This is a genomic window from Microlunatus phosphovorus NM-1, assembly GCF_000270245.1.
Taxonomy (GTDB): Bacteria; Actinomycetota; Actinomycetes; order Propionibacteriales; family Propionibacteriaceae; genus Microlunatus; species Microlunatus phosphovorus.
The window spans coordinates 4643054-4667996 of the sequence record NC_015635.1 but is presented as its reverse complement, the minus strand read 5'-3'; the positions used below and the strand labels follow the sequence as shown (position 1 = coordinate 4667996).

23 protein-coding genes are annotated in these 24943 nt (G+C 67.9%); 19 read left to right on the top strand and 4 right to left on the bottom strand.

From position 1 onward, the window contains the following. Positions 1-193: 193 nt before the first annotated feature. From MLP_RS21050 to MLP_RS21035, 4 genes are all read left to right on the top strand, one after another. Positions 194-1867, top strand: a complete 1674-nt coding sequence (locus MLP_RS21050) for a phospholipase D-like domain-containing protein (RefSeq protein ID WP_172641610.1) — start codon at positions 194-196, stop codon at positions 1865-1867. A gap of 84 nt (positions 1868-1951) precedes the next feature. Beyond that, on the top strand, positions 1952-2455 hold the full coding sequence (locus tag MLP_RS21045) for a GNAT family N-acetyltransferase (protein ID WP_049804619.1): 504 nt from the start codon (positions 1952-1954) through the stop codon (positions 2453-2455). A 19-nt stretch (positions 2456-2474) separates the two neighbouring features. Continuing rightward, positions 2475-3179, top strand: a complete 705-nt coding sequence (locus MLP_RS21040; RefSeq protein ID WP_013865200.1) for a GNAT family N-acetyltransferase — start codon at positions 2475-2477, stop codon at positions 3177-3179. Positions 3180-3199: 20 nt separating this feature from the next. After that, positions 3200-4063: a transglutaminase-like domain-containing protein gene (locus MLP_RS21035; protein WP_013865199.1), complete on the top strand. Its 864-nt coding sequence runs from the start codon at positions 3200-3202 to the stop codon at positions 4061-4063. Between the two features lie 21 nt (positions 4064-4084). Here the strand turns inward: MLP_RS21035 and MLP_RS21030 are convergent, their stop codons facing one another. Further along, on the bottom strand, positions 4085-4522 hold the full coding sequence (locus tag MLP_RS21030) for a VOC family protein (RefSeq protein ID WP_013865198.1): 438 nt from the start codon (positions 4520-4522) through the stop codon (positions 4085-4087). Positions 4523-4661: 139 nt separating this feature from the next. Between MLP_RS21030 and MLP_RS21025 the strand changes: the two genes are divergently transcribed. From MLP_RS21025 to MLP_RS21010, 4 genes are all read left to right on the top strand, one after another. Next, positions 4662-5411 carry a YaaA family protein gene (locus MLP_RS21025; protein ID WP_013865197.1) on the top strand — a complete coding sequence of 250 codons (750 nt, stop codon included), beginning with the start codon at positions 4662-4664 and terminating at the stop codon, positions 5409-5411. A 72-nt stretch (positions 5412-5483) separates the two neighbouring features. Further along, positions 5484-6098, top strand: coding sequence for a hypothetical protein (locus tag MLP_RS26725; RefSeq protein WP_156821247.1), 615 nt, complete (start codon positions 5484-5486; stop codon positions 6096-6098). A gap of 91 nt (positions 6099-6189) precedes the next feature. Further along, on the top strand, positions 6190-6987 hold the full coding sequence (locus tag MLP_RS21015; RefSeq protein ID WP_013865195.1) for a YcnI family copper-binding membrane protein: 798 nt from the start codon (positions 6190-6192) through the stop codon (positions 6985-6987). Next, on the top strand, positions 6984-7580 hold the full coding sequence (locus MLP_RS21010) for a copper resistance CopC family protein (RefSeq protein ID WP_013865194.1): 597 nt from the start codon (positions 6984-6986) through the stop codon (positions 7578-7580). Before MLP_RS21015 ends, MLP_RS21010 begins: the two co-directional genes overlap by 4 nt. Here MLP_RS21010 and MLP_RS21005 read toward each other — a convergent pair. After that, complete coding sequence (locus tag MLP_RS21005; protein ID WP_013865193.1) at positions 7567-8406, bottom strand: alpha/beta fold hydrolase; 840 nt, start codon at positions 8404-8406, stop codon at positions 7567-7569. The two genes, MLP_RS21010 and MLP_RS21005, sit on opposite strands and share 14 nt — an antisense overlap. 262 nt (positions 8407-8668) lie before the next feature. Between MLP_RS21005 and pepN the strand changes: the two genes are divergently transcribed. Further along, complete coding sequence (gene pepN, locus MLP_RS21000) at positions 8669-11188, top strand: aminopeptidase N (protein WP_013865192.1); 2520 nt, start codon at positions 8669-8671, stop codon at positions 11186-11188. A gap of 196 nt (positions 11189-11384) precedes the next feature. Here pepN and MLP_RS20995 read toward each other — a convergent pair whose 3' ends face one another. Together MLP_RS20995 and MLP_RS20990 are read right to left on the bottom strand one after the other, a co-directional pair. After that, positions 11385-12545 carry an RNA polymerase sigma factor gene (locus MLP_RS20995; protein WP_013865191.1) on the bottom strand — a complete coding sequence of 387 codons (1161 nt, stop codon included), beginning with the start codon at positions 12543-12545 and terminating at the stop codon, positions 11385-11387. Further along, positions 12542-12955 carry a YciI family protein gene (locus MLP_RS20990; protein ID WP_013865190.1) on the bottom strand — a complete coding sequence of 138 codons (414 nt, stop codon included), beginning with the start codon at positions 12953-12955 and terminating at the stop codon, positions 12542-12544. Before MLP_RS20990 ends, MLP_RS20995 begins: the two co-directional genes overlap by 4 nt. Before the next feature lie 312 nt (positions 12956-13267). On the opposite strand from MLP_RS20990, the gene MLP_RS26720 reads away from it, so the two are divergent. The 10 genes from MLP_RS26720 (at position 13268) to MLP_RS20945 (ending at position 24921) form a co-directional block, all read left to right on the top strand. Beyond that, positions 13268-13804 carry a hypothetical protein gene (locus MLP_RS26720; protein ID WP_156821246.1) on the top strand — a complete coding sequence of 179 codons (537 nt, stop codon included), beginning with the start codon at positions 13268-13270 and terminating at the stop codon, positions 13802-13804. Further along, entirely contained in the window at positions 13750-14535 is a 786-nt protein-coding gene (locus MLP_RS26715; protein ID WP_049804616.1) for a glycosyltransferase family protein, read from the top strand. Before MLP_RS26720 ends, MLP_RS26715 begins: the two co-directional genes overlap by 55 nt. Next, entirely contained in the window at positions 14525-15775 is a 1251-nt protein-coding gene (locus MLP_RS20980; protein WP_013865187.1) for a glycosyltransferase, read from the top strand. The genes MLP_RS26715 and MLP_RS20980 overlap by 11 nt, the downstream gene beginning before the upstream one ends. Then, positions 15772-16923, top strand: a complete 1152-nt coding sequence (locus tag MLP_RS20975) for a glycosyltransferase family 4 protein (RefSeq protein ID WP_013865186.1) — start codon at positions 15772-15774, stop codon at positions 16921-16923. The genes MLP_RS20980 and MLP_RS20975 overlap by 4 nt, the downstream gene beginning before the upstream one ends. Beyond that, positions 16923-18716 (top strand): ABC transporter ATP-binding protein, encoded by a 1794-nt coding sequence (locus tag MLP_RS20970; protein WP_013865185.1) that lies wholly within the window; start codon positions 16923-16925, stop codon positions 18714-18716. The genes MLP_RS20975 and MLP_RS20970 overlap by 1 nt, the downstream gene beginning before the upstream one ends. Beyond that, entirely contained in the window at positions 18713-19978 is a 1266-nt protein-coding gene (locus MLP_RS20965) for a phosphotransferase enzyme family protein (protein WP_013865184.1), read from the top strand. The genes MLP_RS20970 and MLP_RS20965 overlap by 4 nt, the downstream gene beginning before the upstream one ends. Beyond that, positions 19978-21042, top strand: coding sequence for a phosphotransferase family protein (locus tag MLP_RS20960; RefSeq protein WP_013865183.1), 1065 nt, complete (start codon positions 19978-19980; stop codon positions 21040-21042). Before MLP_RS20965 ends, MLP_RS20960 begins: the two co-directional genes overlap by 1 nt. 179 nt (positions 21043-21221) lie before the next feature. Continuing rightward, the gene (locus tag MLP_RS20955) at positions 21222-22874 is read left to right on the top strand and encodes a peptide ABC transporter substrate-binding protein (protein ID WP_013865182.1); all 1653 of its coding nucleotides are present in this window, start codon (positions 21222-21224) and stop codon (positions 22872-22874) included. A gap of 126 nt (positions 22875-23000) precedes the next feature. Further along, positions 23001-23921, top strand: a complete 921-nt coding sequence (locus MLP_RS20950) for an ABC transporter permease (RefSeq protein WP_013865181.1) — start codon at positions 23001-23003, stop codon at positions 23919-23921. Beyond that, the gene (locus tag MLP_RS20945; RefSeq protein WP_013865180.1) at positions 23914-24921 is read left to right on the top strand and encodes an ABC transporter permease; all 1008 of its coding nucleotides are present in this window, start codon (positions 23914-23916) and stop codon (positions 24919-24921) included. The genes MLP_RS20950 and MLP_RS20945 overlap by 8 nt, the downstream gene beginning before the upstream one ends. Positions 24922-24943: the final 22 nt, after the last annotated feature.

The following is a 24943-nucleotide window of genomic DNA, read 5'->3' as shown; positions in this document are numbered from 1 at the left end:
CTGTAACTGCGCCTTGTCGAGGAGGGCTCCTCCTTTTCGACGAAGGTGCCTCGCCTCCCGCCTCCCGCCTCCCGCCGTCCCCGGGACCGATTCGCAACAAACCCAGGTATCAAAAGGGCCCCTGGGATTACCTTGAGATATGAGGTCCCGGTCGCGTTCTCTGCGCGGCATCAGGGCGTACGCGGTGTGCGGCGTGAACACCGTGTCGTTCGCCCTGACTGCCACCGATGCCGCACGCCATGGCCTGCTCGGGTTCTGCGTCGAGCGGTCGACCGACGGCGGCCCGTTCCGCTGGCTGTCGGGATTCAAGGTGTTTCGCTCCCTGGTGCCAGACCCCTCGCCCGACGATGAGGTGTCGACCTATACGCACCCGATCCAGGCGCTGGTGTGGGACGACTTCACCCTGGCTGAGGACACCGCTTACACGTACCGGTTCCACCCGATGCGAGGCACCCCGGCCAAACCGCGCCGCAATCAGCCGATCAGCATCACCATCCATACCGAGCCGCTCACCGGCGGCGCACATGACGTGGTGTTCAACCGCGGAGTGGCCTCCAGCCAGGCATATCAGCACCGCTTCAGCGGCCTTGCACCCGACAAGCAGCCCACGTCGGAGCTTCGGCAAGCGGCCCTGGACTGGCTCAGCCGAGATCTCGACGATCGTCTGCTGGCCTTCATCAACAGCGCTGGTGCGGGTGATCGACTGCATGGCGCGTTCTACGAGTTCAGCTACCGGCCAGTGCTGGAGGCGCTGGTGGCGGCCGCCGGGCGTGGTGTCGAGGTTCGCCTCGTGGTCGACGCCAAAGACGCCAAGAGCAGTCCGCGGGACGCCAACAACGCCGCGATCGCGGCCACCGGGTTCCCACCCGAGACGATCATCCGGCGCGAGGCGCGGGTGTCGGCCATCGCGCACAACAAATTCCTCGTGCTGCTCCGCAGTGACACGCCCGAGCAGGTCTGGACGGGTTCGACGAACCTGACCATCGGCGGCATCCATGGCCAGTCGAACGTGGGGCACCTGGTGCGTGATCCTGCGACGGCGGCGGCCTATTCCGCGTACTGGGACCTGTTGGCCGCCGATCCCGGCGGACATCGCGAGGATCCCGCCAGTCTCAAACGCAGCCGCAACGCGGACTACCTCGCCGCGGTTGCATCGCTCAGTCCGTCGCCGACCGATCGGTCCGAGGTGGTCGCGGGAGTGACACCGGTCTTCAGCCCTCGGCCCGGTTTGAGCGCCTTGCAGCTGTACGCCCGGTTGATCGGCGCCGATGCCACGTCGCTGGTCTGCGCCACCTTCGCGTTCGGCATCGCCCAGGAGATCCAGGACGAGGCCGCCGCTGGCACTCCCGATGGCCCGCTGCGCTTCTTCCTGCTCGAGACGCTCGGCAAGGCGACGGTGAAGCTGAACGCCAGTCGCAATGTGTACGAGGCTTGGGGCTCGGAACTCGACCACCCGCTGGGCCGCTGGGTGGCGGAGACCACCACCCGCGAATTGGGGCTCAACAAGCACGTCGCGTTCATCCACGGCAAGTTCCTGCTCTGCGACCCTCTGGGATCGGACCCGATCGTCGTCACCGGCTCGGCCAACTTCTCCCGGGCATCGACCACCGACAACGACGAGAACATGATCATCATCCGCGGTGATCGGCGGGTGGCCGATATCTACTTCACCGAGTTCAACCGCTTGTTCTTCCACTACTACTTCCGGTCTGTTGTGCAGAGCATCGAGGACCGGGGTGGCTCGGTCGACGACACGTCGATGGATCTGGTCGAGGACGACTCGTGGACCGCGAAATACGCACCCGGCACGCTGCGGGCCAAGCGGGTCGCGAAGCTCGCCGAGATGGTGGGCACCCAACTGAGTTGATCTGCACGGTGGGAAAGGCGGGGGAATTGTGTCCGATGACCTGCCTCAGTGACGCGGCAGCCAGCGGACTTACCATCGTGGACTATGAGCGATCGCCCGACCTCGAACGGAACGTTGCGCCAGGGGGACGAGCAGACATCAGACCGAGTACGTCCGCTCGAGCCGGCCGATGAGACCACGTGGCGTGAACTCTTCCGCGCCTACCGCGAGTTCTATCGGCTGCCGGAGTCGGAGGAGGTCGTCTCGCGGGTGTGGGGCTGGCTCACCGACCCCGAGCATGAGTGCGAGGCGCTGGTCGTCGAGTCGGCAGGCCGCGTGGTGACCATCGGTCACTACCGGCGCTTCTCGCGCCCGTCAGCCGGAACGGTCGGCATCTGGCTCGATGATCTCTTCACCGCACCTGGGGCGCGGGGCAAGGGGTCTGCCCGGGCGTTGATCGCACGCCTGACCGCGATCGCCGGATCCGAAGGGTGCTCGGTCGTGCGTTGGATCACTTCGGAGGACAATCATCAGGCCCAGGCGCTCTACGACCAGGTCGCGCACCGCACCCGTTGGGTGACCTACGATGCCGCGCCGGTCACTGCGTGAGCGCGTGAGGGCGCCATCCATGCCAAAGATGAACGACTACGGGCAACCCATCGGGGCTTCGGTGCCAGGCTGGTCTCCGGTGGCCTTGCCGACGGCTCAGCGGGTCGAAGGGCGCTACTGCGCGCTCGAGCATCTCGATGCCGACCGGCATGCCGACGATCTCTACGTCGCGTACGCGGCTGCTCCCGACGATCGGGACTGGACCTACCTGCCGTACGGGCCGTTCGCTGACCCGGAGTCCTATCGTGTGTGGGCGACGGCGGCGGCGCGTAGTGCCGATCCCCGGCACTACGCGGTCATCGATCAGGCTACGGGTCGCGCCCTCGGCACCCTCTCCCTGATGCGCCAAGATCCCGCCAACGGGGTGATCGAGGTCGGCAATGTGGTCTTCTCACGCAGCCTGCAGCGCACACCGATCTCCACCGAGGCGCAGTACCTGGCGATGCGCCATGTCTTCGACGATCTCGGCTACCGCCGCTACGAGTGGAAGTGCGACAGTCTCAATGCGCCGTCGTGCAGAGCCGCCGAACGACTTGGCTTCACGTACGAGGGCATCTTCCGTCAAGCCGTCGTCTATAAGGGGCGTAACCGTGACACCGCCTGGTTTGCCTTGATCGATCGTGACTGGCCGGGCGTACGTGACGCCTTCGAACGCTGGCTCGATCCGGCCAACTTCGACGCCGAGGGAAACCAGAGGCAGGCCCTCGCCGTGCCGGAGCGTTGAAGATCTCGAGGAGGACAACAATGCGCGACTGGGTGAGTCACAGCCCTTACTCCGATCCGGGTCGTCACCGCCGACTGCTTCGTGAGCTGCCCGGTCAGATCGAGGTGATCTGCGCTGCCGCCCGCAATGTGATCGGCCACTACCGAGCCGAGATGCCCGATCTGCCGGAAGAGCGCTGGGGCGAGATCGACAGCCGCTGGCTGGAGGTGATCCTCGATCGCGACCAGGGCCGTCACCCGGGTCCACTCCTCGAGTCGCGAGACCCGTCCAGTCGAGTTGCCGGTTGCTGTCGCGACCACACGCTGCTCGTCGTCGGCGCGCTCCGCGAGCACGGCGTTCCCGCCCGTAGCCGCATCGGCTTCGCCGGCTACCTGATTCCGGGCTATCACCTGGACCACGTGATTGCCGAATACTGGGACCAGGGCCGGTGGCGCCGGGTCGACCCCGAGCTGTCGGAGGCGGCCTTCGACCCCACCGATCTGCCGCATGGACCTGAAGCGCCCTTTCAGACAGCAGCCGAAGCCTGGCGGCGCTATCGCGACGGTGACCTGGACGCCGACCGCTACTGCGTCTTTCCCGATGCGCCGCCACCCCTGGTGGGGCCGCCGCTGATCCGTTGCTATGTGCTCTTCGAGGTCGCCCACCGTTTCGGAGACGAGCTGCTCCTGTGGGACGAATGGGGGATCGCCGGTGACTCGGGCGAGGAAGACCTGATCGACCAACTCGCGGATCTCCTCATCCGTGCCGACGCCGGCGATCAGGCCGCAGAGGACGAGCTCGCTGACCGATACGCCCGCGATGATCGGTTGCATCCCGGCACAACCGTCACCCAGCACTCGCCCTACGGCCGCCCGTCGCAACGGGTCGAGCTCGGCCGCAGCTGACCGGAGTGACCAAACCTCGCCTCAGTCGAGGCAGAACTCGTTGCCCTCAGGATCGGCCATGGTGATGAAGCCGTTCTCCATCGGCGGCGCCGGCTCCACCCGATAGAGCAGTGACCCGCCCAAGACGGTCAGTCGCTCACACTCGGCCGCCAACGCCGCCATCCGTTCCTCGCCCTGCAGGCCGACGGCCGCACGCAGGTCCAGATGCAGCCGGTTCTTGGCCGCCTTGCCCTCGGGAACCTGCTGGATGAAGATGCGTGGACCGACTCCGTCGGGGTCGACGATGGCCGATCGGGAGTTCCATTGGTCCTCGGGGACGCCGAACGCGGTCAGTGCCTGGTCCCAGGTGTCGAACCCGGGCGGAGGCGGCTGGTGCACATAGCCGAGTGCGGCCGCCCAGAAGTCCGCGAGCGCTCGCGGGTCGGCGGCATCGAAGGTGATCTGGATAGTCTTCGCCATACCCGCAGGGTCCCACCGGGCACTGACAGTCGTACACCCCAGTCGGCGTACGCCCAGCACGTCCGGCACCAGGGATCACGAGGGACAGCTCGCAAGACAGGCAAGTCGTAAGCCGGACAGAAAGACAGGGGAGAGGCAGTTGCTGATCCTGCTGCCGCCCTCGGAGACCAAGCGGCCAGGTGGTCGACGCACCCCGCTCCGGCTGGAACATCTGGCCCTCCCCAGCCTGCAACCGCAGCGGGAAGCCGTCATCGAAGCCCTGATGACGCTGGCTGAGGACGCCGATGCCGCGGCCAGGGTGCTCAAGCTCAGCGCGCGCCAACTCGGCGAGATCGAGGTCAACGCCGCACTCCGCCACGGTCCGACGCTGCCGGCGGTCGATCGCTACACCGGCGTGCTCTACGACGCCCTCGACGCGCCGAGTCTCGATGCCGCTGCCCGGCGGTGGCTGGGCAAGCACGCTCTCATTCATGCCGCAGCGTTCGGGCCGGTCGGTGCCCTGGACAGGATCCCGGCGTATCGACTGGGCGCCGCCGTCACGGTGCCCGGGCTGCCACCGCTGCGCCGGGTCTGGGCCGACGCCGTCACTGCAGCGTTGGCGCAGCACTCGGCGCCGTTCATCCTCGACCTCCGTTCCGAGGCGTACGTGGCGCTCGGACCTGTGCCCGTGACCGCTGGGGCCGCCTATGTCCGAGTCGTGACCAGCGGCGAGGACGGCCAGGTCCGCGCACTCAACCACTTCAACAAGGCGGCAAAGGGAGTCCTGGCCCGGACACTGGCTGAGCAGCGTCCCGCGGTGCGCTCGGTCCGCGGACTGCTGCGCTGGGCTGCGGAGTCAGGTGTCGCCTTGGAGCCCGGCCCCGCCGGGGAACTGCTGCTGCATGTCTGAGCGCGCCCTGCCTGAGTCGGCTGTGCTCGCGGTCTACCTATGTCCGAGCCGGCGCCCGACCAGGCGCCACACATGACCTACGCTGCTGCCATGGTGCGACCTGCCGACCCGACCCGTGGTTGGGTGCGGCTCGCGCGCGCCGGAGTGCTCGGCAGCGGCTCGCTGTTCTTGGCGACCGCGGGTCACGTGGCCGGTGGCGGTGTGTTGCCCGGTCCCGGCATGCTTGTCGTTCTTGGTGGGGTGCTGGCCCTGGTCTCGGTCTCCATGACCACTCGCCGCCTCCGCTTCGGTCTGCTGCTCGGCTTGTTGACCGTCGAGCAGTTTGCCCTGCACCTCATCCTGCAGGCGGCTGGTGGAGCCTCCGCCTGTGTGGCGGTGATGCCTGGGCACACGATGGCGGCCCCCACGATCTGCGGCGGCCCAGCTTCGGCTTCCGCGGTCGGCAGTTGGACGACTGGCGGTTGGCTGATGCTGGTCGGCCACGGTCTCGCGCTGCTGGCGACCGCCTGGCTGATGTCCGCCGGTGAACGATGGCTGTGGCGCCTGGTCGAGCAGACCTACCGGCGCGCCACCGTCCGACCGACCCGCGCTCGACGGACGTACGTCGGCGCACCCCCGGCTCCGTTGTTGACCCCGATCCAGCTCGCCTGGGTCCCTGCGGTCCCTCGTGGGCCGCCCGTCGCCTGATTCGACCTCACTCGGTGCCACCCGGCACTGCTCTTCGTACGCAGCTCTTCGCACGCGGCCGCGTACTCCCGGATCTTGCGATAGGACAACCATGACCATGCTTCTTGCCAACCAACTGCCTGCTGGCCGGACTGTACGACGACGCCCCACCTGGCGACGCCGAGCCCTGCTGACCGCGGCCGGCCTGACCGCCACCAGCCTGACCCTGCTGCCGATCACCGCGGAGGCCCACGTACGGGTCATTTCGGATGGCGCCAACAGCGGCGGCTACAGCGCCCTGACCTTCCGGGTGCCCAACGAATCGCCGACTGCGGGCACGGTGAAGCTCACCGTCGAACTGCCGACCGACCATCCGTTCCTGTCTGTCAGCACCAAACCGGTGCCGGGTTGGACGGCCACCACGAAGAAGTCGAAGCTGCCCGAGCCGGTCGACTCCCACGGCACCACCCTGACCGAGGCGATCAGCTCGGTCACCTGGACCGCCGACAAGGGCAATCAGATCAAGCCCGGCGAATATCAGGAGTTCTCCATCTCGGTCGGCCCGCTGCCCGAGCCGGGCACGGTGCTGCTGCCGGCCGTCCAGACCTACAGCGACGGCGAGATCGTCAGTTGGGATCAGCCGACGCCCGCCTCCGGTGAGGAGCCGGAGCATCCGGCGCCCCAGCTCGAGGTCGTGGCGGCCGACGGCGCTGACCATCACGGCGGCGCCGCGGGCAGCCCGACCGACGCGGCTGCCGAAGCCAACCCGCAGCAGGCCGGCGAGTCCCAGGGGGCCAACAACGACGGGCTCACCCGTACGTTGGGCGGCCTCGGGCTCATGATGGGCCTGGTCGCCTTCGTCGTCGCCGCGCTCGCGTGGCGACGTTCGGGCCGAGGACCATCCGCGTGAGGCATGGGCTGAGCCGAGCGGGCGACGCCAGTCGCGCCGTCGGCCCGGTTGGCGGCGGTCGCCGGATCTGGCTGACGGCGGTGATCGCCGCCGTACTGTTCACCCTGTACGGCACGCCGCAGGCGGCCTGGGCCCACAACGCCCTGCTCGGCACCACCCCCGCCGACGGCGCGCAGGTCAAAGCGGCGCCGGCGACGGTGGTGCTCACCTTCAATGAGCCGGCCATCAGCACCGGCACGAAGGTGCTGGTCACCGGTCCGGACGGTCAGGTCGCCGTGGGCGCCCCGGCCCTGATCGACAACACGGTGCAGCAGGAACTGAAGCCGGGCCTGCCGGCCGGGGAATACACGGTCGAGTGGCGGGTGACCTCGGCCGATGGTCATCCGATCAACGGGTCGTTCTCCTTCCAGGCACTGGCCGGTGCAGCCAGTGACCTGCCGACAACGGTGAGCCCAGCCGCGTCACCACCCTCGACGCCATCGTCTTCGACCGGGAACGAGGAGTCGGGTCAAGGCTCCGGCTGGTTGTGGTGGTTTGCAGCGGTTCCGATCGGGCTCGCTCTGGTGCTGGGCTGGCGATTCAGCCGACGCTGACCGGATGCTGGTCGAGGTGCATCAGCACAGCCTCGGCCAGTGCCTCCGGATCCTCGTCGGGAATCCAGTGCGAGACACCGTTCAATTGGATGAAGGTATAGGCGCCGTCGACGTAGCTGGCGGTGTCCTCGGCTGCTTGCCGGCCCAAGGCGACGTCGCCATCACTCCACACGTACAGGCTCGGGACACCGATCCGCCCGGTGCCCGGTACACCCTTCAGCCGCATCGCGCGATACCAGTTGAGGGCGCCGGTGGCTGTGGTCCGATCGGCCAGCAACCGCGCCATCTCGCCCGGATCCGTAGTTCCGCTGGAGGCCAGCCAGCGACCGCCCAACGGGCTGCCGAGCAGGGTCTCCGGTAGCCAGGGGAGCTGGAACAGCAGCATGTACCACGATCGCAGCGCCTGCTTTCCGCGCAACGCCTTGAAGAGCGCTTGCGGATGCGGCGCGGAGGCCACCGACAGCGTCCGGATCCGTTCGGGGTAGCGCGCCGCGAGATGCCAGGCGACACCACCGCCCCAGTCGTGCCCGAGCAGGTCGAACCTGTCCAGACCGGCGGCATCGGCGAGCGCGAGGACATCGCCGGCCAGTCGGTCGAGCCGGTACGCCGCGACGTCGGCCGGCTGCGCACCCGGCGAATAGCCCCGCTGATCGGGGGCCAGCACCCGTACTCCGGCTGCTCCCAATCGAGTCGCCACCCCCGCCCAGCACGCAGAGGTCTGCGGGAAGCCGTGCAAGGCGATGACCGGACGCCCATCTATCGGCCCCCAGTCGTGCACCCGGAAAGTGAAGCCGTCATTGCCATAGCTGGTCAGTGGCACGGTCACAGGCGGAGCCTCTCAAGAGTGCAGGAGCGATTCCGAACGACATGCCCCGCGAGGGGGGCGAGCTGATCGGTCAGAGTCGTCGTTCGGAATCGCGACGAACGAGTGAGATCTCGCGGAGCCTGTGACCGCGGAGCGCGGAGCGCGACATGCAATACGGTCATTTGTGCAGCATGTCACACGGGCAGGTCCCGTTTCGGGCGACCGACCCTTCGATGGGCTATGGACTTCGGTGGAGTGCTGTCGATCCGCATAAGGTCGTACGGTGCCCGCCGACGATGACACGATCACCGAGACTGCCGCTCCGCTCAGTCTGACCCGAACGGAAGCGGTCGAGAGAGCGGCCACGATTCGGGTCGAGCACACCGAGATCACCCTCGATCTGACTCGGCCGGGTGCGGCTTTTGACTCGGTCAGCGTCATCCGGTTCGTGCTGCGGGAGGGCGTCGCCGAGGGCTCGGAGACCTTCGTCGACTTCAAGGGCACCGAGCTGGTTGCGGTCGAGCTCAACGGGAGTCCCGTCGATCCGGCGCTGTGGCAGCAGGGCCGGATTCCGCTGCGGGACCTGCGGCGGGCGAACACGTTGCGGATCGCCGGCACCATGGCGTACTCCAGCGACGGTGAGGGGCTGCATCGGCACACCGACCCGGCCGACGGCAAGACCTATCTCTATGCGATGTCGTTCCTGGACGCTGCGCCGCGCTGGTTCGGCTGCTTCGATCAACCCGACCTGAAGTCCACATACGCGCTGGATGTCACGGCGCCGATCGGTTGGACGGTGCTCGGCAACGGCCCCAGCGGCCAACTCCAGCCCGGACAGTGGCAGATCCGCCCATCCGCTCCGCTCTCGACGTACTACGTGACGCTGGTCGCGGGCCCGTACGCCTCGTGCTATCGCGAGCACGACGGAATCCGCCTCGGCTTTCACGCTCGAGCGTCGCTCGCGGAGTCCCTGGAGGCGGAGGTCGCCGACCTGGCCTCGGTGACGGTGGCTTCCTTCCACTACTACCACCGGCTGTTCGGCTTCCGTTATCCCTTCGGCGAATACCACCAGGCGTTCGTGCCCGACTTCAATGCGGGCGCGATGGAGAACCCGGGCTGTGTGACGCTGCGGGACCAATACATCTTCCGCGGCCGTGCGACTAGGGTCGAGCGGGCCTCGCGGGCCGGCACCATCGCACATGAGATGGCCCACCAATGGTTCGGTGACCTGGTCACCATGCGCTGGTGGGACGACCTGTGGCTGAACGAGTCGTTCGCCGAGTACGCCGCCCATCGCTGCTGTAGTGAAGCGACCAACTATCCGCTGTGGACCGAGTTCGGGATCGTCCGCAAGGACTGGGGCTCGGTGGCGGATCAGTCACCGTCCACCCATCCGGTGGCAGGGAACGGTGCGCCCGATGCAGCGGCGGCCCTGCAGGACTTCGACGGGATCTCCTACGCCAAGGGTGCCGCGGTGCTCAAGCAGTTGGCGACGTACCTGGGTGATGAGGTCTTCATCGCCGGACTGCAGGACTACTTCGCTCAGCATGCGTACGGCAACGCCACCCTCGCCGATCTGCTGGCCGCCTGGCAGCGCGCGGGGGCTCAGGACCTGGACAGCTGGTCGCGAGTCTGGCTGCAGACCGCCGGGATGGACACGCTCACCATCGATGGCGTCGCGCTGCTGCGGACGCCTCCCGATGCCCCCGCTTCCGATGACAGTGCCCCTCCTCGGCCGCACTCGCTGGCGGTCGCGGCTGTGGATGCTGACGGGACCGAGGTCGCGAGGCAGCAGCTGACGGTGACCGGTAACCAAGCCCCGCTGGGCCCAACCGATCCTCGTACGGCACTGCTGATCCCCGATGCCGGCGATGAGACCTGGGCCAAGCTCCGCTTTGCCGCGCTGTGGCCCGAGGTGGCGGCGTTGCTGCCGCGGATCCAGGCGCCGTTGAGCCGCGTCGTGGTGGTCAACGCGTTCCGCGACGCGGTCCGCGGCGGCGAGGTCGATCCGGCACTGGCGCTCGACGCGCTGCTCGGGCTGGCCGCCGTGGACGACGAGGACGTGCTGATCGGCTCGGTGTTGCGATTCTGCACCGATGTGCTGGCCGCGACCTACACGGCGGTGGCCGAGCGGGCTGAACGGGTGGCACGGATCCACCAGGTCGCCGATCAGCTGGCGGGCAGTTCGGCGGCCGGCTCCGATCGACAGCTGCTCGGGTTCCGCTACACCATCGCCACCTGCGTCGACGCCGAACGGTTGCGTCGCTGGCTGACCGGCCGGGCGCTGCCGGCCGGCCTGTCCCTGGATCCGGATCTGACCTGGCTGATCGTCGTCCGGCTCGCCGAGATCGTCGATGACGAGCGGGTGATCGATCAGGCACTGGAACGAGACCCGTCCGCGGCCGGCCGGGTGCACGCGGCGCGGGCTCGCGCAGGTCTGCCCAGCGCTGCGGCCAAGCAGACCGCCTGGGCTGCGCTGGTCGAGCCGTCGGAGCTGCCGGCGTCGGAGTTGTACGCGGTCGCACGTGGGTTCTTCCGACCCGGCCAGACCGAGCTGACGGCCGCGTACCTGCCGCGGTTCTTCGCCGAGATGCCGCTCACCGCGGCGCTGCGCAGCGGCTGGGCACTGGGTCAGGTGGTGAGCGACGCCTTCCCGCTCAGTCACGCCACGCGAGCCACACTCGAGCTGGCGGAAGCGGCGTTGGCGACCGACCTGGCCGCCCCGGTGCGCCGGTCCATGGTCGACGGCACCGACATCGTGCGCCGAGCCGTGCGATCACTGGCGCGCTTCGCGTCGTCCTGAATCCGACTTCGCACCAGCTAAGGCGACTCCGCACCATTTCGGGTGGCCCCGATTCCGACTTCGCACCAGCTGCTGTCACCGCGCACCAAGCGGACCTGGTGCGGAGTCGCACGAAATGGTGCGAAGTGGTGAGGGGCCTCCGTCGCCGGCGCGGCCCCGGCGGCGGAGCACCCGCTGAGTGCCCCGGGGCATCCGCTCAGCTTTCCCGGAGCAGCTGGTTGAGTCGTGCAGCTTGGCGGGTGAGGTGGTCACGCTCGGCGGCGTTCGAGGCGTGTCGGGCCGCGTCGGCGTACAGGCTGGCGGCAAGGCTGAGATCACCGGACTTCTCATGCAGATAGGCGGCGACGGCGGTCCGGCGGGGCACCGAATCCTCGACCTCGGCCAGTGCCGCCAGCCCTGCCAGCGCTCCATCGGCCTCGCCGACGGCGACGGCGCGATTGAGTCGAACGACGGGGGACTCGGTGAGCCTCAGCAGTTCGTCGTACCACTCCACGATCTGCACCCAGTCGGTCTCAGCCGTGCTGGGTGCATCGGCGTGCAGGGCGGCGATGGCCGCTTGAGCCTGGTACGGCCCGAGCCGGTCACGAGTCAAGGCGTCCTGCAGCAGGTCGATGCCTTCGACGATCAGCTCGCGACGCCAGAGCCCTCGATCCTGCTCCGCGAGCGGGATCAGCCGACCATCGGCGGCCGTACGTGCATCGCGGCGGGCGTGATGCAGCAGCATCAAGGACAGCAGACCACTCACTTCGGGGTCGGGACTGAGCACCGCGAGCTCACGAGTCAGCCGGATCGCCTCCGCCGCCAGGTCGACGTCACCCGTGTAGCCCTCGTTGAACACCAGATAGAGCGTGGTCAAGACGGTGCGGACATTGCCGGGTTGGTCGAAGCGGAGGTCGGCCACCGTGCGCTTGGCGCGACTGATCCGTTGAGCCATGGTGGCCTCGGGGACCAGATAGGCGGCGGCGATCTGCCGGGTAGTCAGGCCGCCGACCGCCCTCAGGGTCAGCGCGACCGCCGAGGCCGGCGTCAGTGCAGGGTGCGTACAGCGCAAATAGAGCTCGAGGGTGTCATCCCTCGTCTCGGCGGGTCCCGGCGGCGGTTCGGCGATCAGCCGCTCCTCGCGACTGCGCCTTGCCGTATCTGCCCGTGCCAGGTCGAGGAATTTGCGCCAGGCGACGGTGACCAGCCATCCCTTCGGATCGCGGGGTAGATCGTCGGCCCAGGCGCCGATGGCGGCGAGCAGAGCCTCCTGGACCGCATCCTCGGCCGTCGCGAAGTCGGCTCCGCGACGGACGAGGATGGCCAGGACGGCTGGGCTCAGCTCGCGCAGCAGCGCCTCGGTCGAGGGGTCGATCACTCGTTGACCGTGGCCGGCACACCATAGAAGGGACGAACCTCGAGCCACTCGTGAATCGGCTTCCCGTCCTTGCCCGGAGCGGCGGACAGCTCCCCGGCCAGGGCGATCGCTCGGTCGTAGGAGTCGACGTCGATCACCATCCAGCCGGCGATCAGGTCCTTGGTCTCGGCGAACGGGCCGTCGGTGACCGGCGGACGGCCAGGGCCGTCGTACCGGACGAAGGTGCCCTCCGGGGCCAACGCCTGGCCGTCGACGAACTCGCCGGACTCCTCCAACCTGGCGGCGAAGTCGTTCATATAGGTGATGTGTGCATCGATCTCGGCCGGCGACCACTCCTCCATCGGGATGTCGACGAGATTCTCCGGTCCGCTGTTGCGACGGTAGTGCTTCAGCAGCAGGTACTTGGCCATGATGGTTCTCCTCAGCTCGTGCGGCCCATTCTGGCCGCGTCTCACCCCAGGGACGGAGCCGGTCGGGCGTTCTCGACATCCCTGCCCCTCTTGATCCCCAGTTTTGTCTCACGGTCCCCGCTGACGGTGGACAGCGGAACAAAGGCGCCGATGAGCCGGGCAGATGAGGGGTTCCTCATCGCGGGTTCATGACTGCCTCACACCCCGTGACAAGGGTGTCTCGCAGAGCAGTTGAGGTCGGCGTCCCGAGCTGAGGCGCCGGCGGCGAATATTCGATCGGGGTGGAACGGAGCGAAGATGAGGAGGCGCCGAGTGGCGACCAACCGGACTGAGTCCCTAGCCACGCGCACCTCCGGACCCCGGATTGCCTGTTACTCCCACGACACGGTGGGCCTGGGTCACATCCGCCGCAACATCGCGGTCGCCACTTCCCTGATCAACGCCTGGCCCCACGCCGATGCCTTGATGCTCACCGGCAATCCGGAGGCGACCTCCTTGTGGTTACCGCCGCGTACCGATGTGGTGACCTTGCCGACGGTGGCGAAGGACCGGGCGGGTCGCTATCGCAGTCGCACGCTGAACGCGTCGCTGGACAGCGTGGTCGCCATCCGCTCGGCGGTGATCGAGGCGGCCGTGACGACCTTTGCCCCGGATTTGTTGATCGTCGACAAGGTCCCGTTGGGGGTCGCCGAGGAGCTTGCGCCGACCTTGCGGCGGCTGCGGGCCGAGGTCGGCACCAGGATCGTCCTGGGGTTGCGCGAGATCCTGGACGATCCGGTGACCGCGGTCGCCCAATGGACCGCCAGCGGGGCGACCGCAGCGATCGAGGAGTTCTACGACGCGGTCTGATCTACGGAGACCAGCAGGTCTACGACCCCGTGGTCGAGTACGGCCTGCCAACGGCCGTCGCCGACAAGGCTGTGTTCACCGGCTACCTGGGCACCGATCGCTTCGTCGATCCGACAGCTGCGACGAAGGCGGGCAGCAGCGCACCCGAGCGCCCCTACGTGCTCTGCACGGTCGGCGGTGGTCAAGACGGTGCCGCCTTGGCCCGTATGTTCGCGCGTACGCCGCTTCCGGGCAGCCATGACGGGGTGGTCGTCTGCGGCCCCTTCATGGCCGCGGGCGATCGCGCGGCCGTCCGGGCGGCGGCCGCCGCCAACCCGGCCATGCAGATCCACGACTTCGTGCCGGATCTGCATCGCCTGATCGCCGGCGCCACGGCGGTGGTCTCGATGGCCGGCTACAACTCTGTCTGCGAGATTCTCAGCTGCTCGCGTCCAGCACTGCTGGTGCCCCGGACGAGGCCTCGGCTGGAGCAGTTGATCCGAGCCCAGCGGCTGACCGAGTTGGGGGCGACCGACCTCATGCCGCTGGACAGTCTTGCCGTGGCCGATCTCGCGAACTGGATCGACCAGGCGGTCGGCCGAGGACCGGTCGCGGAGCGGGCACAGATCGACCTCGATGGTCTTGGCCGGCTGCCCGCGGTCGCCGCCCGGCTGTTGCCCGACATCCCGCGGGCCGAGTTCGCCACCGCCCGCTCCGCCCGTCAGCCAGGAGTTGATCACCATGCGGCCTAAGTGCACCTCGGACCAGGCAGGACTCGCCCGGCCCCGCCGCGGCGGCCACGTCAATGCCGACGACATTCGGGTCGGCTACGTGACCAAGATGTTCCCGCGGTTCTCCGAGACCTTCGTCTTGACCGAACTGCTGCAGCTAGAACGGCTGGGGTACGAGGTCGAGATCTTCTCCCTGCGTCCCCCGGCCGATGGCCGCTTCCACGCCAAGCTGGCCGACCTGCGCGCCCCGGTGACCTATCTGACCTCGAGCGGCATCCGGGCCGCAGACCTCTGGTCGGAGTTCGCGGCCACCGACGAACTCGACGAACTCGGCCCGCACCTCGACGAGCTGCTCAGGCTCGACTACCGGTCCGCCCTGCAGGCGGTGCAGCTGGCCCGCCACTGCAGACGGCTCGGCCTCACTCATCTGCACGCGCACTTCGCCAGCGCCGGCACCACCGTGGCCCGGGTCGCTGCGCGGATCGCCGGCATCAGCTACGGCTTCACCGCCCATGCCAAGGACATCTATTGCGAGGTCGATCAGGACGATCTTCGGCGCAAGCTGCGGGACGCCGTCGACGTGGTGACGGTCAGTGACTTCAACCGCGACTACCTGACGAGTGAGTTCGGCGCCGATGCCGACCGGGTACGCCGGGTCTACAACGGGCTGGACCTGGATGCCTTCGAGTTCTCCGACCCGTCGGAGCGGTCCGCGACCATCGCCGCAATCGGCAGGCTGGTGGAGAAGAAGGGCTTCGACGTCCTGCTCGACGCACTCGCTCTGCTATTGGCCGACGGACATCAGGTGGACCTGGTCCTGGTCGGGTCCGGAGTCCTGGAGGGCGCGTTGCGGGCGCAGGCGGAACGGCTCGGCCTGGCCGATCGGGTCACGATGCTGGGCAGTCTGCCGCAACACCGGGTGGCCGAGATCGTGGCGACCGCAGCGGTGTTCGCGGCCCCCTGTGTGGTGGGGGAGGACGGCAACCGCGACGGTCTGCCGACCGTGCTGCTCGAGGCGATGGCCCTGGGCACGCCGTGCGTCGCCACACCGGTCACCGGTATCCCGGAGATCATCGAGCACGAGGTCACCGGGCTGCTCGTTCCGGAGCGTGATCCGCGGGCTCTGGCAGACGCGCTCAATCGGCTCCTCGATGATCCGGTGCTGCGCAGCGGCTTGGCCAAGGCCGCCCGAGATCTGGTGGAGACCGAGTTCGATGCCCGACGGCAGGCCGCTCTCGTCGCGGAAGGCTTCGGCCGATGAGAATCGCGTACGTCTGCACCGACCCCGGCATCCCGGTCCTCGGTCGCAAGGGTGCCTCGGTGCACGCCCAAGCTGTCTTGACCGAATTCGTCCGGGCCGGTCACGAGGTGCATCTGCTCACTCCGCGTCCGGATGGTGACGCGTTTCCCGGTGTCCGGGTCCACCTGCTGCCATCGATAGGAAAGGGCGACGCCGCGGTTCGCGAACGACGGGCTCAGGCCAGCGACGCGGCCGTTGCCGAGGTGCTCAGCACAATCGCGCCCGACCTGGTCTACGAGCGGTATGCCTTGTGGGGGCGTACCGCCACCCGATGGGCAGCCGAGCACGGGATCCGCAGCGTGCTCGAGGTGAACGCGCCACTGGTCGCGGAACAGCAACGATTCCGCGAGCTGGTCCACGTCGACGAAGCGGAGGCGGTCGCCCACAGCGCGCTGTCCTGCGCCGACACCGTGATCTGCGTCAGCGAACCGGTCGGTGCCTGGGCCCGCGAGCGTGGGGCACGTCCAGGAGCCGTGCTGGTCGAGCCCAACGGCGTCGACCCGACCAGGATCACGCTCCCGCTCGGCCCGGTTGCCCCGGTCGACAGCGACACGTTCACCGTCGGCTTCCTCGGCACCCTGAAGCCGTGGCACGGGCTGGACACGCTGGTCAGCGCCATGGAACCACTGATCCGAGCCGACCGCAGCTGGAGATTGCTGCTCGTGGGCGATGGCCCGATGGCCGAGGACGTACAGCACCGGCTGGCCGCGGCCGGACTGGCGGATCGGGCGGAGCTGACCGGTGCGGTGTCCCCGGCCGAGGTGACGGCGTACCTGCACCGGATGGACATCGGCTGTGCGCCCTACCCGGCCGGCGGCAACGACTACTTCTCGCCGCTGAAGGTGTACGAATACCTGGCCGCCGGCGTGCCGGTGGTCGCCAGCGCGGTCGGTCAGCTGCCGGCCGCGCTCGACCAGGGTCGGCTCGGCCGGCTGGTCCCTCCCGGCGATGCCGCAGCCCTCACCGAGGGACTGACCGATCTCCGTGGCAACCTGGACGAGCGGATCAGACTGCGGCGGCTCGGTCGGGAGGCCGTGCTGGCCCGGCACACCTGGCGGGCGCTCGTCCAACGAGTGCTGGCCCATGGCGACCACCCGAGGGCAGCCTGATGGCCAGACCGACCACCCTGCACGGCGCCCTGCCCGGACTGCGGGCCACCGCCCACCGATTCCGCGACCACATCGGTGAACAACGGCGGCTGCTCGTCCTCGGGCTGATCGCGCTGATCGCCGAGGTCGGCTTCCGGCTGCTGGAGCCCTGGCCGCTGGCGTACGTGATCGACGCCGTCGTCGCTGCCTCCGGATCCGAGCTGGCCACCCGACAGGCTGATCTGGGCAGCATGACCCTGCTGATCGGGGTCTGCGCCGGCGGGCTGGTGGTGATCGTCGCCCTGCGGGCACTGATGTCCTATCTGATGACGATCTGTTTCGCGCTCGCCGGCAACCGGGTCCTGACCAGGGTCCGCTCGGAGCTTTACGCCCACCTGAACGCCTTGTCGATGAGCTTCCACGATCGCCGTCGCACCGGCGACCTCGTGACCCGGGTCACCGGCGATGTCGGACGGTTGCAGGAAGCCGCGGTGACCGCGATGGTCCCGCTGGTCGGCAACCTGCTGACCCTGGGCGGGATGCTGGTGGTGATCGCACTGCTGGACTGGCAGCTGGCTTTGGTCGTGGTGGTCGTCTTCCCGACCTTTCTGTTGATCAGCACCCGGCTGACGAAGCGGATCGTGCGCGTCTCCCGCGGTCAACGGAGCGCGGAGGGCAATCTCGCCTCGCTGGCCACCGAGTCGCTGTCCTCGATGGCGGTGGTGCAGAGCTACTCGCTCGAATCGCGGCTGCAGGAGCGGTTCGGCGGCAGCAACCAGCGCAGCCTGGCCGACGGGGTCAAGGCCAAGAAGCTGTCCGCCGGCTTGGAGCGCAAGACCGACGTGCTGGTCGGTATCGCGACCGGACTGGTGCTGTTCTTCGGCGCCCACCAGGTGCTCACCGGCAAGCTGACCCCCGGCGAACTCACGGTGTTCCTCACCTACCTGAAGACGGCATTCAAGCCACTGAGAGATATCGCCAAGTACACCGGGCGGATCGCCAAGGCCTCAGCCTCGGGGGAGCGGATCATCGATGTGCTGGACGAGCGGATCGAGATCATCGACCCGTCCTGGGCGCGCCCGGCGCCGGCCTTCCGGGGTTACGTCAGGTTCGAGGACGTGCACCTGGCCTACCGGCCGGGCCACCCGGTGCTGCGCGGCCTGAACCTGTCCATCCAATGCGGTCAGCGGGTCGCGGTGGTGGGCCCATCGGGTTCGGGGAAGTCGTCGCTGATGTCACTGGTCTGCCGGCTGCGCGATCCCGACTACGGCCGGGTCCGCATCGACGGACACGATCTGACCGATCTCACCCTGGCGTCGACCCGACGGCAGATCTCGATCGTGCTGCAGGAGAGCATGCTGTTCGCCACGTCGATCCGGGACAACATCGCCCTCGGTTCGCCGGAGGCGGTGACCGATGAACAGATCCTCGCCGCGGCTCGGCTCGCCGGTGCGCACGACTTCATCATCGGGTTGCCGGACGGCTACGACACCGTGCTGGGGGAGCGTGGGGCCACGCTGTCGGGCGGACAGCGGCAGCGGATCGCCATCGCCCGAGCAGCGATTCGTGACGCCCCGATCGTGATCCTGGACGAGGCGCTGACCGGTCTCGATCCAGACACCGAGACCGAGGTCAAGGCCGCACTCGACCGGCTCACGCGCGGTCGGACCACGTTCGTCATCACCCACGACCTGCAGTCCGCGCGGGACTGCGACCTAGTGGTGTGGCTGGACCGCGGCCAGGTCCTCACCTCGGGGCGACCCGACGAGGTGCTGAACGCGTCCGGTGACGTCGTGGTCGGGAGCTCGCGGTGAGTTCACCGGCGCACGCTCGCGGCGCGCTCGGGCTCACAGCTCCGTGTCCCGGCGAGCCGGCACTCGGGGATCTGGGCCTGAACGATCCGGAAGTGCCGGGCGTGGCCGTGATCGCCGACAGCGGCGCCCTGTCCGGCCTGCTGGCGGGGGTCGGTGAAGAACTGCTCGGTCGCAGTTATCTGCGATACAAACCAGGCACCAGTCTGATCGCCGGTCTGCGCCTGGCCTCGGGCCCCGCCTTCACGTACGCCGTCAGCGCCGAGGCCAGGCCCAAGCTCGCCAAGCTGGTCGAGCGAGCGCCCCACGGTGCCGTGCTGGTGAACTCCACCTCGCTGCTGGTGGCCCGGCCGGCGGCCGACCGTGACCTGCCGGCGTTGGCGGATCCAGGCCGCCTGTCCGCCGCGGTCGGCCGACCTGTGGAGACCTGGACGACGCTGACCTACAAGCCGCAGCGTCGCTGGGTCGGCCGTCCCGAGGGCGACCCCTGCCGGACCGGCCTGATGCTGCGGGCCTATCGGCCAGGTGAGCTGCCTGCCGCGATGGCGGGTTGGCGTCTGGCCGGACAGCTCGCTGCGGCCGGCATCGACGGTGTTCGGCTGCCGACGACGCGTACGGTGTCCGCGCGGCGTGGGTTGGCCGTTGTCTCCTGGCTGTCAGGGACGCCGCTGGACCATGTGCTGAGTGACCAGTCACGGACGTCACCGTCGGAGGTCGTGCTGGCCGAGGTCGGCGCGGCACTGGCCCACCTCCACGACGCGCTGCCCCCAGGTACGGCAGACATCGTGGTGGATACTCAAGCTCTGCGTCCGGTGCTGTCGGAGCTGTCTGCGGTGCTGCCGGCGCTGCGCCGCCGTACTGTCTCAATGCTGCAGGCGCTCGAGGCGCGGGCGCCGCGCATCCACGGCAGCCGGCCAATCCATGGTGACTTCTCCGCCGACCAGGTGATCGTTGCAGCCGACGGGCGCATCGGAGTCACCGATTGGGATCGGGCCGGCTGGGGCGACCCTGGAGCAGACCTCGGCAGCTTGCGGGCCGCCGGGATGTCCGAGACCGCGTACGCCGCGGTGCTCGACGGCTATGCCCGTGTGCGCGCAGTGCCGGCATCGACCGAGTGGCACGGAGTAGCTGCCGCCGCGCAGCGGCTGACCGAACCGCTGCGGCGCGGTCGCGAGGAGTGGCGCTCGGAGATCGTGGATCGGCTGGGGCGGGCCGAGGAACAGCTCGAGGCCCTCGTCTCGCGTCCCGGCGGAAAGTGTGTCTGATGGTCACCTTCGTCGAGGTGCTCGCCGATCTCGGGGCGGCAGGTCTCAGCCTGCGCCGGGCCTGGCCACGGACCGACGGGCATCTCCTGCTCGACCTCGATGACCTCGAGCCAGGGGAGGAGTGCGCGGGGGAATCGGATCGCGGTGACTCCGGCAGCCGGGTCGCCGGGCAATGGTTCGCGGATGCGGACATCGCGAGAAAGGTGGCGGGCGCTACCGTGGGCGCCCGACGCCATGGCCGCGTCGTGCTCCAGCCGGCCGGCGCGGACCGCCGACTCGGCGAACTCGCAGCACTGCTGCGTCGGCCTGGGGCCCGGCTGGTGGCCCACCGCCCGGAGCGTCGTGCGGTCGTCGCTCTGGATGGCGGAGCGCGGTTCGCCAAGCTGGTGCCGCGTCGGCGACTGGGCAGACTGCATCACGCGGCTCACCGGGCAAACCAGCTACCCATCCGGACTCCGCGGGTGTTGTCCGACGGGGTCGAGGATGCTCTGGTCACCGAAGCATTGCCCGGCACGCCGTTGTCCGAGCTGCTGAGCGGGCCCCGGGCAGCCGAGGCGCTGCATGCCGTGGGTGCCGCGCTGGCGCAGCTACACCGCTGTCCAGCACTCGCCGGCTCGACCGTGCATGGTCCACGCGACGAGGTCGCGGTCACCACTCGATGGGAGGACTGGGCGCGTGCCTACGGGTTGCCGGTCGGGGTGCCCGAGGACTCGATTCCCTCGGCGACACCCGATCTGCGGGTGATCCATCGGGATCTGCACGACGGCCAGATCCTGCTCGCTGCCGGACCGGACGGAGGCTTCCACCCGGCCGGTGTCGGGCTGCTGGATTTCGATCTGGTCGCCGCAGGCGACCCCGCTCTTGATCTTGCGAACCTGATCGAGCATCTGCTGCTCCGGGAGCGTCAAGGCAGCCTCGCGGACGCCCAGTCTGCGGTCGGGGCCTTGCTCGATGGGTACCACCCGGACCAAGATGTGCTTGGCAGAGTAATCCCCTACCGGGCGCTGACGGCGCGCCGGCTGGTGGCCCTGTACGGCTTTCGGCCACTGAATCTTGCGACCTGATGTCGTGACGTCACAATCTAGTTGCGTATGTGACAGAAATCTCCCTAAGAGTTGCCGTAACTGCTTGGATGCCCTAGAAATGGGTTACTGCTCAGTACAGCTGAGTTGCGTATGTCCGAGTTTTCGCGCGCATCTGGGGCCGATCGGCTCCACGCGCACACAGTAGGGAGGGGCAGTTCATGCGGGGAAGAGCTCGCGCCGTACTCGCGGTCGGCGTGACCACGGTGGCGCTGTTTGCAGCCGCCTGCAGCGGCGGTAGCGGGGAGTCGCCAGGAACCGAGAACGAGGGCGGCCAAGCCGGCGGCGAGATCGTCATCAACGGCTGCACGCCGGAGAACCCGTTGATCCCGGGTGCCACCAGTGAGACCTGCGGCGGCAATGTGATCGATGCGTTCACCGCGAAGCTGGTGCACTACAACACTGAGACTGCCGCTCCGGAGATGGACATCGCCGAGAGCATCGAGACCTCGGACAACCAGAACTTCACCGTCAAGCTGAAGGCCGGCTATAAGTTCCAGGACGGCACCGACGTCAAGGCGAAGAACTTCGTCGACGCCTGGAACTTCACCTCCTACGGCCCGAACGGCCAGGCGGGCAGCTACTTCTTCGGCCCGATCGAGGGGTATGGCGACCTGCAGTGCGGCACCAAGTCCGACGGCACCGCCGACTGCGAGGGCAAGGCACCCAAGGCCAAGGAGATGTCGGGCCTGAAGGTGGTGGACGACACCAGCTTCACCATCAAGACCAGCGAGAAGGTGTCCAACCTGCCGGTTCGGCTCGGATACTCGGCCTTCTCGCCGCTGCCGGATTCCTTCTTCAGCGACCGCAAGGCGTACGAGGCGAAGCCGATCGGCGCCGGGCCGTTCCAGATCGACTCGATCAGTGCCACCGAGACGGTGCTGAGCAAGTTCGCCGACTATTCCGGTGCCCAGAAGCCGCAGGTCGACAAGATCACCTTCCGGGTCTATCAGGATGACGCCGCGGCGTACGCCGATGTGGTCGGCAACAACCTGGACTACACCAACAACATCCCGACCGACCAGCGGATCGACGGCCAGTTCCAGAACGACCTGCCGGATCGCAACCTGATTCGTGAAGGTGGCCGCTACGCCGAGATCGTGTTCTCGCCGTACGACCCGCAGCTGAAGGACAATCTGAAGCTTCGTCAGGCGCTCTCCTTGGCGGTCGACCGGAACCTGATCGCCGAGCAGATCTTCGGCGGCACGGTCAAGCCGGCCGACGGCTGGGTCTCCCCGGTGGTCGATGGCTACAAGGCCGGCGCCTGCGGTGAGTACTGCACCTACGATGCCGCCAAGGCCAAGTCTCTCTACGAGGAGGCCGGTGGTTACAAGGGCACGCTGACCCTGACGATCAACGGCGACGGCGGTCACGGCCCGTGGGCTGAGGCGGCCTGCAACTCGATCAAGAACGCTACCGGCGCCAACTGCCAGGTGAACACCGTGCCTGACTTCGCCCAGTTCAACAAGTTCGTCGATGCCAAGGACTGGAAGGGCCTGATCAGGTCCGGTTGGCAGATGGACTACCCGTCGATCGAGAACTTCCTGGCACCGCGGTTCGCCAAGGGTGCGGACTCCAACTGGGCTCAGTACGACAACCCGGCCTTCGACAAGAAGCTGGCTGAGGCTGCTGCAGCGACTGATCCGGCGCAGGCCAACACCCTCTACCAGGAGGCCGAGGCGATGCTGGGCCAGGACCTGCCGACCTCTCCGATGTGGTATCCGGCGACCGTCGTCGGCTGGTCGGACAAGGTGACCAACGTCAAGGTGAACGCGTTCGGCGTGCTGGACTACAGCGCCATCACGGTCAAGTAACGCTCTGCGTGACGTGAGTCGACCCGCCGGGGACAACCGGCGGGTCGACCCCACATCGTGAGCCGGACGAGCAGACCTCGTCGCTCATGATTCTGCGGGTTCCCCCCACCCAAAGGAGATGGTGCAGTGGTCACCTACGCGATCCGTCGCATCCTGCAGATGATCCCGGTCATCATCGGGACAACCTTCATCATCTATGCGCTGGTGTTCGCGCTGGGTGACCCCACCGTGGGACGGTGCGGTGAACGACCGTGTCCGCCCGCCTATATCGCGGCGTTCAATGCCGAGTACAACCTCGACAAGCCGCTCGTCGTGCAATATGTGCTCTATCTGGGCAAGCTCGTGCAGGGCGACCTCGGCACGAACTTCTACGGCAACAGCGTGGCCCAGGAACTGCTCCAGCGCTATCCGGTGACCATCAAGCTGGCGCTGATGGCGATCGTCATCGAGATCGTGATCGGCATCACCGCAGGCATCCTGGCCGGCATCCGGAAGGGCAAGTTCATCGACAACCTGGTGATGGTGTCGACGCTGGTGGTCATCTCCATCCCGACCTTCGTCATCGGCAGCCTCGCCCAGCTGGTGTTCGGCATCCGGCTCGGCTGGTTCCCGGTCACCGCGACCCAGGGCACGTTCTATCAGTTACTCATGCCGGCCTTCGTGCTCGGCGCGACATCCGTGGCCTATGTCGCCCGGTTGACCCGCACCAGCTTGGTGGAGAACCTCCGGGCCGATTACGTGCGCACCGCCAAGGCCAAGGGCCTGACGCGCAACCGGGTGATCGGGGTGCATACCTTCCGCAACTCGCTGATCGCCGTGGTCACCTTCATCGGTCTCGATATCGGCGCGCTGATGGGCGGTGCCCTGATCACCGAGCGGATCTTCAACATCAACGGGATCGGCAGTTTCATCTGGCGGAGCATCAATCAAAAGGACGCGACCTCCGTGGTGGGCACCATCACGGTGCTCGTCTTGATCTACCTGTTCGTGAACCTGTTCGTCGACTTGCTCTACGGCGTACTCGACCCAAGGATCAGCCATGACTGAACGACCGACGCAGGAGGGTCCGGGCATCACTGGCGCCGACGTGGTCGGCGACGAGGTCGGGACCCGGCTGATCAACCAGCCCGATCCGGCACTGGTGGCTCAGCCGGGAGTGACCGCGATCCAGGTCGAGGGCCGCTCGCTGTGGCAGGACGCCTGGACCGAGTTGCGGCACAACCCGCTGTTCTGGATCTCGGCCGCACTGATCTGCTTCTTCGCCCTGATGGCCATCTGGCCCAGTCTGTTCACCAACGGCGACCCCAACTTCGCCGACCTCTCCCGAGCGCGGGAGAAGCCCTCGGCCGACGCCTGGTTCGGCATGGACGGGCAGGGCTACGACGTGTACACCCGGACCATCTACGGCGCCCGGGCCTCGATTCTGGTCGGCGTGATGACCAGCATCTTCGTGTTGATCATCGGTCTGGTGTTCGGCATCATCGCCGGCTACCGGGCCGGCTGGGTCGACTCGTTCTTCTCCAGGTTCGGCGAGATCTTCATCGCCATCCCGATGCTGCTCGGCGGCATCGTGTTCCTGACCGTCTTCCCGAACAAGCCCGGGGATCCGTACGTGGTCATCGTCGGCAAGATCGTGCTGGTGCTGACGCTGCTGAGTTGGCCCCGGCTGATGCGGATCATGCGGTCGTCGGTCGTCCAGGTCAAACCCGCGGAGTACGTGGCGGCGGCACGTGCGCTCGGCTCCGGGCCATGGCGGATCGTCCGGTCGCACATCATGCCGAACGCCATCGCACCCGTGATCGTGATCGCCACCATCGACCTCGGTGTCTACATCACGATCGAGGCCTCGCTGTCCTTCCTGGGCATCGGCCTTCAGCCCCCGGCGATCTCCTGGGGCCTGGCGATCTCACAGGCCTCCGGCCTCGGCTCGGTGCGCAACGCACCGCACATGCTGCTGTTTCCGAGCCTGTTCCTGTCTTTGACCGTGTTGTCGTTCATCATGCTTGGCGACGCCGTCCGAGACGCCATCGACCCGAAGCTCCGTTGAGGAGGGCTGGCAGCATGGCTGT

Bases quoted from the DNA above. Each gene is read 5' to 3' on its own strand.
- MLP_RS20980 (WP_013865187.1), top strand. From the start codon at position 14,525: ATGCGGCCTAAGTGCACCTCGGACCAGGCAGGACTCGCCCGGCCCCGC.
- MLP_RS21015 (WP_013865195.1), top strand. From the start codon at position 6,190: ATGACCATGCTTCTTGCCAACCAACTGCCTGCTGGCCGGACTGTACGA.
- MLP_RS20945 (WP_013865180.1), top strand. From the start codon at position 23,914: ATGACTGAACGACCGACGCAGGAGGGTCCGGGCATCACTGGCGCCGAC.
- MLP_RS21035 (WP_013865199.1), top strand. From the start codon at position 3,200: ATGCGCGACTGGGTGAGTCACAGCCCTTACTCCGATCCGGGTCGTCAC.
- MLP_RS21030 (WP_013865198.1), bottom strand. From the start codon at position 4,522: ATGGCGAAGACTATCCAGATCACCTTCGATGCCGCCGACCCGCGAGCG.
- MLP_RS20955 (WP_013865182.1), top strand. From the start codon at position 21,222: ATGCGGGGAAGAGCTCGCGCCGTACTCGCGGTCGGCGTGACCACGGTG.
- MLP_RS26715 (WP_049804616.1), top strand. From the start codon at position 13,750: ATGGACCGCCAGCGGGGCGACCGCAGCGATCGAGGAGTTCTACGACGC.
- MLP_RS20990 (WP_013865190.1), bottom strand. From the start codon at position 12,955: ATGGCCAAGTACCTGCTGCTGAAGCACTACCGTCGCAACAGCGGACCG.
- MLP_RS20960 (WP_013865183.1), top strand. From the start codon at position 19,978: ATGGTCACCTTCGTCGAGGTGCTCGCCGATCTCGGGGCGGCAGGTCTC.
- MLP_RS21045 (WP_049804619.1), top strand. From the start codon at position 1,952: ATGAGCGATCGCCCGACCTCGAACGGAACGTTGCGCCAGGGGGACGAG.
- MLP_RS20970 (WP_013865185.1), top strand. From the start codon at position 16,923: ATGGCCAGACCGACCACCCTGCACGGCGCCCTGCCCGGACTGCGGGCC.
- MLP_RS20975 (WP_013865186.1), top strand. From the start codon at position 15,772: ATGAGAATCGCGTACGTCTGCACCGACCCCGGCATCCCGGTCCTCGGT.
- MLP_RS21040 (WP_013865200.1), top strand. From the start codon at position 2,475: ATGCCAAAGATGAACGACTACGGGCAACCCATCGGGGCTTCGGTGCCA.
- MLP_RS26725 (WP_156821247.1), top strand. From the start codon at position 5,484: ATGACCTACGCTGCTGCCATGGTGCGACCTGCCGACCCGACCCGTGGT.